The sequence below is a fragment of the Methanothrix sp. genome (genome assembly GCF_024518575.1).
In the GTDB taxonomy this organism is placed as follows: domain Archaea; phylum Halobacteriota; class Methanosarcinia; order Methanotrichales; family Methanotrichaceae; genus Methanothrix_B.
In genome coordinates, this window is record NZ_JANIHG010000047.1 from 1 (window position 1) to 10284 (window position 10284).

Annotated in this window: 11 protein-coding genes; 6 read left to right on the forward strand and 5 right to left on the reverse strand. The window is 55.4% G+C overall.

The window, feature by feature from the left end; genetic code table 11:
- Positions 1-456: 456 nt before the first annotated feature.
- Positions 457-1725: an acyl-CoA thioester hydrolase/BAAT C-terminal domain-containing protein gene (locus tag NQU42_RS07640; RefSeq protein ID WP_296610381.1), complete on the forward strand. Its 1269-nt coding sequence runs from the start codon at positions 457-459 to the stop codon at positions 1723-1725.
- A gap of 264 nt (positions 1726-1989) precedes the next feature.
- Here NQU42_RS07640 and NQU42_RS07645 read toward each other — a convergent pair whose 3' ends face one another.
- On the reverse strand, positions 1990-2757 hold the full coding sequence (locus NQU42_RS07645) for a hypothetical protein (RefSeq protein ID WP_296610383.1): 768 nt from the start codon (positions 2755-2757) through the stop codon (positions 1990-1992).
- Between the two features lie 133 nt (positions 2758-2890).
- Here NQU42_RS07645 and NQU42_RS07650 point away from each other — a divergent pair, with 133 nt between their 5' ends.
- Positions 2891-3352: a hypothetical protein gene (locus NQU42_RS07650; protein WP_296610385.1), complete on the forward strand. Its 462-nt coding sequence runs from the start codon at positions 2891-2893 to the stop codon at positions 3350-3352.
- A 119-nt stretch (positions 3353-3471) separates the two neighbouring features.
- Here NQU42_RS07650 and NQU42_RS07655 read toward each other — a convergent pair whose 3' ends face one another.
- Together NQU42_RS07655 and NQU42_RS07660 are read right to left on the reverse strand one after the other, a co-directional pair.
- Positions 3472-3942, reverse strand: a complete 471-nt coding sequence (locus tag NQU42_RS07655; RefSeq protein WP_296610387.1) for a GNAT family N-acetyltransferase — start codon at positions 3940-3942, stop codon at positions 3472-3474.
- Positions 3943-3958: 16 nt separating this feature from the next.
- On the reverse strand, positions 3959-4465 hold the full coding sequence (locus tag NQU42_RS07660; protein ID WP_296610389.1) for a lamin tail domain-containing protein: 507 nt from the start codon (positions 4463-4465) through the stop codon (positions 3959-3961).
- A gap of 303 nt (positions 4466-4768) precedes the next feature.
- On the opposite strand from NQU42_RS07660, the gene NQU42_RS07665 reads away from it, so the two are divergent.
- Entirely contained in the window at positions 4769-5737 is a 969-nt protein-coding gene (locus NQU42_RS07665; RefSeq protein WP_296610391.1) for a radical SAM protein, read from the forward strand.
- A gap of 374 nt (positions 5738-6111) precedes the next feature.
- On the opposite strand, the gene NQU42_RS07670 is transcribed toward NQU42_RS07665, so the two are convergent.
- Positions 6112-6288, reverse strand: a complete 177-nt coding sequence (locus NQU42_RS07670) for a hypothetical protein (protein WP_296610392.1) — start codon at positions 6286-6288, stop codon at positions 6112-6114.
- A 110-nt stretch (positions 6289-6398) separates the two neighbouring features.
- Here NQU42_RS07670 and cobT point away from each other — a divergent pair, with 110 nt between their 5' ends.
- Positions 6399-7457, forward strand: a complete 1059-nt coding sequence (gene cobT, locus NQU42_RS07675) for a nicotinate mononucleotide-dependent phosphoribosyltransferase CobT (protein WP_296610393.1) — start codon at positions 6399-6401, stop codon at positions 7455-7457.
- Positions 7458-7519: 62 nt separating this feature from the next.
- Here the strand turns inward: cobT and NQU42_RS08375 are convergent, their stop codons facing one another.
- Complete coding sequence (locus tag NQU42_RS08375) at positions 7520-7684, reverse strand: zinc ribbon domain-containing protein (protein ID WP_366070297.1); 165 nt, start codon at positions 7682-7684, stop codon at positions 7520-7522.
- Positions 7685-7761: 77 nt separating this feature from the next.
- Here NQU42_RS08375 and NQU42_RS07680 point away from each other — a divergent pair, with 77 nt between their 5' ends.
- Positions 7762-9189 (forward strand): NAD-dependent succinate-semialdehyde dehydrogenase, encoded by a 1428-nt coding sequence (locus NQU42_RS07680; RefSeq protein WP_296610395.1) that lies wholly within the window; start codon positions 7762-7764, stop codon positions 9187-9189.
- A gap of 12 nt (positions 9190-9201) precedes the next feature.
- A partial coding sequence (locus NQU42_RS07685) for an NAD-binding protein (protein ID WP_296610396.1) occupies positions 9202-10284 on the forward strand: 1083 nt, incomplete at its 3' end.

Genomic DNA, 10284 nt, shown 5'->3' on the forward strand with positions numbered 1-10284 from the left:
CGGTGTGGGCTGAAGATAACCTCGAAATGCAGCCACGAAAAGCAGGTTACGAGTGTTGTTAGGTCTGTTTCAGGAATCCTGACATAAAATCGGCGTTTCAACTCTGAAGAGCAGAGATGACGCAGGGCGAGCTACACCATACCCTTCCGGCGGTGATCCAGGTGTAAATGCGCGAATAAGGAGAATCTGCTAAACAAATTTGTAGCGCTCACTGGGACTTACTGCTTTCGGATGTCGGAGAACTCGACCCTTATTCGGGCAGGCCCCATCAGCTTATGGACATCCTAATATGTATCGAAAACTTAATTATACATTAGTCAAGAAGGCATCCATATGTCTAAAATAACACCTATCATACAATTTTTGCTTGTGTTTCGATTAAGGGGAGTTCTTCTGAGTTTGGTCATTATCGGGAGCGTGCTCATCTCGGCTCTCGCTGCACAGAATGAGGATGTTATGAGACTGGATGTGGAACCACAACAGGTGCTGATCGGCGATCCGATAAGCATAAAGGCGAGTGGCCTTGCTGCAGGGCAGATCGCCACACTGCGCGTTTCAGGCCAGGACCAGTTCGGCAACACCTGGTCCTCAGAGGCATCTTTTCGGGCTGACGAGTCTGGAACGATAGACACCTCGCGCGATGCCCCGATTGGGGGCTCGTACCAGGGAGTAGATCAGGCAGGGCCTTTCTGGTCCATGAGCGTCAATCAGACAGGAGAATTTGTTTCTGCCTTCCCCGTGATCCACAACCTCACCGTGAGCTTGTACGTGAATGACCAGGAGGTCGATAGCAGGGTGATCCAACGTATCGCTATGGTCGACCTGGTCAGGGAGAATTTGACCGATCCCATCGTAGGGGTTTTCTTAATACCTGAGGAGATCACAGAGCCCACGCCGGCGATCATAGTTCTCGGAGGCTCAGAGGGAGGGTACAAGGAGGGGTGGGCGAGCGTGATCGCCTCCAAGACGCGCATGCCCACATTGGCGCTTGCCTATTTCGGCGCACCGGGATTGCCACAAACTCTTGAGAACATCCCGGTGGAGACGGTGGGGAAGGCGATCGAGTGGCTGAACCAGCAGCCTGTAGTTGCCAGGGACCATATCGGAATCGTCGGGGCATCGCGTGGTGGAGAGCTGGCACTGCTCGCAGCCTCGATATATCCAGAGATCAAGGCGGTGGTGGGATACACACCGAGCGGCGTCATCTGGTCGGGAATCGGAGAGGACCCGGATGCTCCTGCGTGGACCTATCAGGGCAGGGCACTTCCGTATCTTAGGGTGATGGTAAGCGAGGAGCAGCAGAGGCTGTTTATGGAGGCTCAGAAAAGCGGTACGCCCTATCTGGATGCGCCATCCTTCCTCTACAGCCTGGAGATGCAGAGATCCCTTGTTGAGGAGGCCACAATTCCTGTGGAGAACTCACAGGCTGCCTTTATGCTCATAGGCAACCCTGGGGACGGCGTCTGGCCATCAGATGTGCTCTCTCAGATAACCATCGACAGGCTTAGATCCCACAATCATTCCCGCACGTATCAGCTCCTCTCCTACGATCAGGGAGGGCACATGCTGATCACCTATCCATATTACCCGACGACGATGCGTCAGTTCTATCTGCCCACAGTCAACGTCTGGGAGGGGCTGGGCGGAACGGCTGAGGGTGCTGCGAAAGCCGCGGAGGATTCGTGGCCGAGGGTGGTCGAGTTCCTGAAGCGAGAGCTGGCATGATGAAGGTCTGCCAGCTCTCCTGGCAGCATCCTCTGGGGCTCAGATACAGTCAAAATGTATAGGTGCGCGCGCACCACGGAAATTCGCGCTTGTTTAAAGGATTCGCGGAATGCTGTGAGGTTCGTCGGGCCAATCGGCCATCTGGGAACGCAGCCATCTAGGAAATGCGCTTTTCCGTATCCACTATGCTGGATATTTTGCTACGCGGTGCATGCAGCATCCGGCCCTGCACCGCGTGACGCTGCAGGGCCAGCTCTGGATGCTCTATACAGTAAGATGCACATCGTTGACCGAGACGAATCCGGGCGATAGCGGCGAGAACGGGACGTCTATGTACACGTCGTCATTGTAATCATAGATCGGTACGCCATTCATCGTATTGCCGTTTGCGTTGTAGAACCTGATCGTCGCTATGCTCTCCTGCCAGACTGGCGGATATATCGGGAATCCAATTATCATCGGGATTATGAGCCGGTTGTGATCATCATCATAGTCCAGAACCTTGGTGCCGGCACACAGGGTAGTACCAACTTTTTCCGTCACATCGCTCAGTCGCACATCGTTTGTCGCCGTGATCCCGCTTGGAAGCAGGGTCTTGAGGTATATCAGATCCTTGATATCGTATCCAGGCGAGGAGCCGCTCAGATCCATAAAGTATATGCCTGCTGTGAGCGGCGGTGCCGGCAGGGGCAGCAACGGCTTTCCGCAATCGATATCACTTGCCCCCACCTTGGTGCCCGCGTTCAGTCCCAAGTTTGAGCTGTTTGTCAGACGGATATCATTCGCACTGATAGTGGCGGGAACTCTGCTTCCGAAGTGGAGGTAGACCATATCATCCTCATCGAAGATCTGTGGATTCGGCCCGACGTCCCAGTATCCTATGTCTATCGGCACCTGGGTTCCGCCGAAGTCGACCAGAGGACGACCCAGATCAGGCGAGACATTATCTACCTTCGATCCGAAACTGTATGATGATGCGACTCCAATCAGTATCACAAAGCCCACTGTGAGATACAAAGTACTGCGGAACATGGAAGCCTCCTTTTTGAAATAGGCTAAACTTAATTTTAAAGTTTTCTTATAAATGGCTTTTGGTTATGCATCGGGAAGGATAAGTACGGCCCCCGACAATAGTTTTATCTATTTCCATATCGACCATGTTACTATGAGATGTCTCACCTATCCTTATCCGATCGAGACGCTCAGACACTGGTACGTCACGCCTGTCGGTGGAAGATCCTCAGAGCTCGATCCGGGGGAGGTCGGGCTGAACCGCGAGGCGATAGTCGAGAACACCGATCTGATACCATTCGAGGACAGGGTTCTGCTCTCCAGGCTTGAGGGTGGAAGCTCCAGACCGCTCTTCGCCAGGAAGTACTTCAGGATCGTTCCGCTCGACAGATCCAAACCGGATGCGCTATCGAAATCTCCACTTGGCGAGGCCATACTTCCTGCATCTGATGATGAGACCGAGCGGATAAAAATCGGGGAGATGGTGGTGATAAACAGCGTCCTGAGCAGGGTGCACACCCGCGGAATCGCATCGAGCATCGACAGGATGATACGAAACAGGTCTGACGTACACCTGCTGGACGTGATCTACACGAAGGAGAGAAGGCGGAGCTGATACCTGCGCAAATGGCAATCGAATGGCGATTTTTTCTTCGCCTAATTCCAGATCTGAAGGTACATCGTTATGTTCAGAATCTCAGCGCATGCCGGTGCCGATCTGAGCTGAAATCGCTATCACAGTATCTTGCGCATTATCAGAGCTGCTTCGCCATCCGAGTAGTAGCTGGGGATCACGTTATCAACCACGAATCCCATGGATGCATAAAGGCTCTGCGCGCGTCTGTTCCCTATCCTGACCTCGAGCGTTGCGCTCACAGCGCCGAGCCTGCTGAAAATGCGGAGAATCGCGGAGAGCAGGCTCCTGCCGATGCCGCGCCCCTGGTGGGCTGGCTTCACAGCGAGCCAGAATATCCTTCCCTCGAGTGGCGTGTGCTTGAAACCTATCACAATGCCAACGACCCCTCCTGCGGCCTCGGCGACGAGCATCGTCTGGGGGTGGTACTCATGGAATGTCATGAATAGCTCCGGGCTGTAACCACCTCCGACCTCTCTGTCAATCTCCACAATGGCTGGCAGATCCTTAAGATCGAACTGCCTGATCACTGGCCGTAATATGCGATCTCTGCCGCCTGAACTTCTATCCATCGTCTGAGACGCCCTTTCAGTAGGGCAGGATGTTCGGCTTGCCCCTAGTCGATGGGATGTACGCCCAGTCTGAGGTCCTGTCCGTGTCCACACCATTTGGATACCTGGACCAGTCTGAGCCATCATCCCTCTCGTCCATCAGCATCGGGGTCCTGTCAACCTCGTTGCCCACCTGGTCGTAGAGTATGACGCTCGCATTGAACCCGTGATCCCATCTCTGGTCGCCGGTGAGAACCCTGTACTCGCCTGCCTTCAGGATCGTTCCCAGAGGCACTGTGATAGTTCCGGACCATGGAAACTGGGATCCGTTCTCTCCAGGCACCGTGGAGATGATGACAGCCTGCCATCCTCCGATATCCACATCCACATCACCGGAGTTGAAGAGCTCGATCCATTCCACTGCATACGGCTGGTCGGATGGCGGATTCAGCTCAAACTCATTTATGACCACACTCCCCTCTGCGAGGGCGAGCAGGCAGATCACTGACAGCAGACATCCAGCATAGCATATGTTACCTGACATTGAACATCAGAACCTCCATGGAAGCCAACGGATATATACTGCGCGGTATCCTCTATAATAAGGAGGGGGCGAAACGAGAAGACCCCGCCCTTCAGGGGGTGTTAGCGAATACCCCTTTCAGAGCGATTCCTTATATACATCAAGACGACCGATTCCAGTTCAGGATATCTAAGAAGACTGGAAGTGCCGCCTGGGGATCTATCACATATGTGACCGGTAACGCAGTCTCTGGCGGTATGCCCAGAAGCTACGCCTTTCAGGGCGGGGAGCGTTCAAATACAAAAATTGATCAAGGTATTGTTGATGGATCTGGCCACAAAAGCGTACCTGATATCCGTGGGGACCGTGGAGCTTCAGGATTCAGCACCTCAGGGTGCCGCATCCACAGCTGGACCGAGCGCAGGCGAGGGCTCGGTTTTCTTCAGCTCCGGCGAGAGGACCGTCCGTCTCACACTCGCCCCGAGCCCCCTCAAGCTCCTGCGTGAAGGGAACGAGCATGTTATAGTTGAGAGAGGACGGGTTGTGGCACGTGGCCATCTCGTTGAGCCGCTGCTTCACTGCCCGGGTCAGGCATACATAACTGTATCCGAGAGCTGCATTTACGATTGCAGGTTCTGCGCGGTCCCGAAGCTCATGGGCCCGACGAAGTCAAAGGAGAGGGTCATCGAGATGGTCAGGCGCGCAGCCATGACCGGCAGGCTCAAAGCGATCTCGCTTACAAGCGGGGTCGAGATATCTCCGGAGCACGAGGTCGAGAGGATCGCGGATATAGCGCAAGCGCTTAGAACCTTTGGCGTTCCCATCGGCATATCGGTCTGCCCGACGGAGCGCTCGAACGAGATCCTCAGGAGCGCAGGTGCCATCGAGGTCAAGTACAACCTTGAGACGCTTGATCCTGATATATTCCAGACGGTATGCCCGGGGCTTTCATTTGAAGGTATAAAGATCTCTCTCGCAGATGCCGTTGGAGTGTTCGGCAGGAACAGCGTATTTACAAATGTCATAGTGGGGTTGGGCGAGTCTGACAGAGTTCTACTACAGGGAATAGATGAGCTCACAGAGATGGGTGTGATGCCTGTGCTTCGCGCGGTCTACCCCCATCCGCTGCGCCTTGCAGACCTGGAGATGCGCCGGCCATCCCCTGGAAGAATCCTAAGGCTTGCAGAGCATCTTAGGAGGGCTCTCGACAGGAACTGCCTCAGAGGGGACGCGCCCCAGACCATGTGCTATCCATGCACAGGCTGCGATCTCATACCCCACCGGGATCTGTGACGTGTTATCATTGCACCACTTCTGAAAGCATCTTCTGTCTCCTCTGTTGCATCCGAGGCGTGCAGCATTTGACCGGGCAAACTCTGCTGAGCGGGATGCATATTGATAATTCTGGGAACCCAGAGCCCCTGGATATTTGCAGCCGCACTCCTGACGTCAACAGTTGCCGCAGAGTGGATTCAGGCTGGAAGGTTCGAGGCTGACTCTCTAGGTGCTATCCGGATATTCAAAAGAGATCGAAGGCAAGATCAAAACCTTTACCATCAAATGCGATGACACAGTCGTAACTCTGGTTACATCACCACGTCATCCAGACCGCAACTACAGGAGAAAATGACAACAGAGATATAACACAGTCGTAACTCTGGGTGACATCACCAAGTGCACCCATCGCATGCTCTCGGCGCCAGGCTCTCAAGAAAACCGGCTATGCAGCCAGGATGGCACGCCGAGAGCGCATCAAGCTCAGCCATCATCCTCCCATCGAGGCCGGAGCTTCTGATACGCTCTCTGTAGCATCTGTCAGTTGTCCTCTTGTCGGCCCTGACCATGGGGATATGCAGCCTCGCGACCTTCTAAGCTGCCCTTGAGCATTAATCAAATAAATTTGATTTAAATAATCTACCGTTGATTTAATATAGCTCCTCAGAGACTATAGATTATGCCAAGATGGATACATCCGGATTTCGATCTCAGGCCCTCTCGGCCTCTCTTCATGTGCATAATCTCGAACACGCATGTCGGAAAGATCCCAGGGGTTAGCGCTGCAGGCGTCACGCCCGAGCTCACGTTTTACACGCCTGGCGCGGATGCTGAGCTGGTCGAGTTCAACAGGATCGTCACAATGCCAGGGCTTCCGGAGACGCCCGGCGGATGCCCGACCCCCGGCATAATCACAAGGGCCGCGCTGAGCCTGACCGGTGTGCCGGCGCTCTTCGTTGCGAGCGGCCTGGAGAAGAAGCCCGCTGTTCCATATGTTGAGGTTGGTGGAGCGGCAGGCGGAGATATAAGATACGCGCCAGGCGTGCCCGAGGCACCTGCGATAATGGAGAAGGCTGCGCTTCTCGGAAGAAAGGTATCTGCTCTCTCAGACTGCATATTCATCGGAGAGTCCATAGCCGGAGGCACAACCACAGCACTCGCAGTGCTGCACGCCATCGGATATGATGGGAGCGTGAGCAGCAGCTTCGATGCAAACCCGATCGAGCTCAAGATGGAGATCGTCAGGGAAGCACTGAGGAGATGCGATGCAGAGCCCGGAGAATTCAGGGATAAAGTGCTAAAGGCGATCGTGGAGTTCGGAGATCCGATGATCCCATGCGCTTTAGGCCTTCTCAAAGGCATCGGCTCATCCACGCGGGTCGTTCTCTCCGGGGGGACTCAGCTCGCTGCGGTTCTCCTTCTGGCCAGGCGGCTTGGGATCGAGGGCGATTTCTCGATAGCCACAACGAAGTACGTGGCTGAGGACCGCAGCGCCAGCTTCAGGGATATCGTCGAGGATTCGGGATGGCCGTACTATGTCGTCGATCCCGGCCTTGAGAGATCCAGGATTCCCGTGATTCAGGCGTTCACCAGGGGCTTCGTGAAGGAAGGGGTCGGCGCGGGAGGGACAGCGCTCCTCGCGGGCATCCTCGGCGTAACGCAGGAAAGGCTTGTCGAGGAGACCGACAGGGTGCTGATGAGTGTAGAGCTTCCAGGATGTGCATCCAAAACTTCATGACCGTAGCTGATGCACATGCACCGCTACAAGATGCTGGTCGATAGCTGCCCTTGCTGTGATGGTTACCGCGGCGATGTGATCGGCAGTTCAGCGGAGCACGAATCACATCTGAACACATCGCGTTCAGGCCGGTTGCTCTCAGAGGTGTGTCCACATGGTGGGCTGGATGTTTTTCTTGTATCCACGAGCACGACCGGCACCCCATACCATCCTGTGATTGACATTATCGCAAAAGAAAATTGCGCCTCAGAGACTGCTGGTTTGACCCCAAATAATTTTTATGCCGTCCTGCTGAGATCCTCCCATGTACCGTTCCATGATGCTGATAAACGGGGAGCAGGTTGAGGGTGCATCTTTTGATATCATTCATAATCCAGCGAACCAGGAGCCTGTGGCAGAGGTTGTGATTGGCGAAGCCATCGACGCCGTCAGAGCGCTTGAGGCTGCACAGCGTGCATTTCCAGAGTGGTCATCTGCCTCCCAAAAAAGAAGGTGTGAGCTGCTGCATGATGCAGCCGAGATCGTGAGGGAGAGAGCAGACCATATCGCAGAGCTCCTCACCATGGAGATGGGGAAGCCGATCAGGGACTCCAGAAGGGAGGTTCTGTCTGCAGCTGACACACTCGATTACTTCGCAGAGGAAGGGATGAGAAACATCGGAGACTGGATCAGCACAGGCGATACAAGAAGTATAGTGACAAAACAGCCGGTCGGTGTTGTCTCCCTCATAACACCCTGGAACTATCCGGTGGAGCTGCTCGCCTGGAAGGTCGGCCCGGCGCTCGCCTCCGGCTGTACAGCTGTGGCGAAGCCCTCGAGCCTGGCGCCGGTCGCGGCCACCGAGTTCGTCATGGCAGTAAACGAGGCTGGACTTCCTCCAGGAGTTCTGAACATCGTCCACGGATCGGGGGACACAGTCGGCGCAGAGCTTGTGACGAATCCGATATCTAGAAAGATCTCCTTCACAGGCGAGACCTCCACTGGGAGATGGATCATGGAGGCTGCAGCCAGGCATCTCAAGAGGGTCTCCCTTGAGCTTGGCGGGCACGCGCCCATGATTGTGTTCGATGATGCCGATATAGACGCAGCCGCAAGCGCATGCGTGAGACGGGCCTTCGGGAACATGGGTCAGGTCTGCATATCCGTGAACCGGGTGTACGTGGCTGATGCGATCGCAGAGGATTTTACAGAGAGAGTGCTCCGGCGAACGCTCAAGCTCAGAATCGGAGACCCGCTCGATCCGGAAGTGGATTTAGGGCCAATGGTGAGTGAGAGACAGCGGAGAAAGACCAGGGAGCACATAGAGGATGCGGTCCGTAAGGGCGCCAGGATCCTCTGCGGCGGCCGCGAGCCCGAGGGATCTCTTTTCGCCAGAGGTTACTACTTCATGCCCACAGTGCTTACAGACGTCGATCACACGATGAGGATGATGAGAGAGGAGACGTTCGGGCCTGTAGCTCCGATCATGCGGTTCAGTGGTGAGGAGGAGGCTGTCAGGCTCGCGAACGATACAGAATACGGCCTGGCAGCTTACATATACACAGACAGCCTGCGGAGAGCGGTTCGTATAGCTGAGAGGATCGAGGCAGGAAGCGTCGGTGTGAATCTCGGAAGCGTTATAGACCATCATGCTCCCTTCGGCGGCTGGAAGCAGAGCGGCATCGGCAGGGAGCTGTCACATCGAGGCCTTGACGAGTACATGGAGATAAAGCACATAAGGCTTGGGCTCTGAAGGGTCTCCTGAATGGCCGATAGCGTGGACTCCAGAGGCGCTGCCAGAGCCATTCTCTCCGCGATCGTGGTGGTGGCCGCATACAGCGCCATATACATTATCCTCATGAGGCATGAGGGCAGGCCGGAGCTTGCACAGCCGGTAAACGCGGTATACTGGGTCGTAATGACCATGACGACCGTCGGCTACGGGGACATAGTCTTCAGGAGCCCTGTCGGGCATCTATTCAGCATCATCGTGAGTCTGACGGGCATAGTCATGGTGTTCGCCTTCGTTCTGCCCGGCCTGGTGACGCCCTGGTTCGAGCATCTAGGACGAGAGCTTCCTGAAAGGGTGCCGGAGTGGATGAGCGATCACATCTTGATCTGCGGCTACGGACCGATGGTCGAGAGGCTGACAGAAAGGCTGGATGAGATGGGGATCGAGTTCGCGATAGTTGAGAGCAGGGAGTCTGTGGCGAGACGCATCTTCAAAAAGTACACGACCGTCTGGGGGGACCCATCGGATGTGCAGGTTTTGAGGAACGCGGGCATATCAACTGCCAGGATGGTCATGGTGAATTATAGTGATGAGATCAACGCGGACATAGTTCTGACGATCAGGGAGGTATCAGGAGTCGAGATAATCGCTATGGTCGAAGACCTGAGGCACTCCAGGTTTCTGAGCTATGCCGGCGCCTCCAGGGTTCTCTCGCCCAAGACGATGCTGGGAACGTTCGTAGCGCAGATATCAACTCCATCCTGCGGTGAGTGCGTATTTCCCGGGGCGGTCCAGCTCTTCGGCACGCTGAGCCTGGCTGAGGTGCCTGTGTTTCCCGGCAGCCCTCTTGCTGGAAGAGCCATCTCAGATCCTCTCCTGATCGAGACAGGGGCATATGTTGTCGGGATATGGAGGAGGGGCGAGTTCACACCCAGACCTGCAGGAAGCGATCTCCTGTCCAGCGGCACAGTCATTCTCGCGGTTGGGGCTTCCGAGCAGCTCATGCGTCTCAGGCTGCTGGGCGCTGGAGATGATAGGGGCATGAGGCTTCTCGTCGTGGGGTATGGTGACGTGGGACAGAGGCTGGTAAGGCTCCTGTGCGAGCATGGGATCAGG

What these genes read in the sequence shown, in the direction of transcription:
- NQU42_RS07640 (WP_296610381.1), top strand. Translation starts at nt 457, where the DNA reads ATGAGACTGGATGTGGAACCACAACAGGTGCTGATCGGCGATCCGATA.
- NQU42_RS07645 (WP_296610383.1), bottom strand. Translation starts at nt 2,757, where the DNA reads ATGTTCCGCAGTACTTTGTATCTCACAGTGGGCTTTGTGATACTGATT.
- NQU42_RS07650 (WP_296610385.1), top strand. Translation starts at nt 2,891, where the DNA reads ATGAGATGTCTCACCTATCCTTATCCGATCGAGACGCTCAGACACTGG.
- NQU42_RS07655 (WP_296610387.1), bottom strand. Translation starts at nt 3,942, where the DNA reads ATGGATAGAAGTTCAGGCGGCAGAGATCGCATATTACGGCCAGTGATC.
- NQU42_RS07660 (WP_296610389.1), bottom strand. Translation starts at nt 4,465, where the DNA reads ATGTCAGGTAACATATGCTATGCTGGATGTCTGCTGTCAGTGATCTGC.
- NQU42_RS07665 (WP_296610391.1), top strand. Translation starts at nt 4,769, where the DNA reads ATGGATCTGGCCACAAAAGCGTACCTGATATCCGTGGGGACCGTGGAG.
- NQU42_RS07670 (WP_296610392.1), bottom strand. Translation starts at nt 6,288, where the DNA reads ATGGTCAGGGCCGACAAGAGGACAACTGACAGATGCTACAGAGAGCGT.
- cobT (WP_296610393.1), top strand. Translation starts at nt 6,399, where the DNA reads ATGCCAAGATGGATACATCCGGATTTCGATCTCAGGCCCTCTCGGCCT.
- NQU42_RS07680 (WP_296610395.1), top strand. Translation starts at nt 7,762, where the DNA reads ATGTACCGTTCCATGATGCTGATAAACGGGGAGCAGGTTGAGGGTGCA.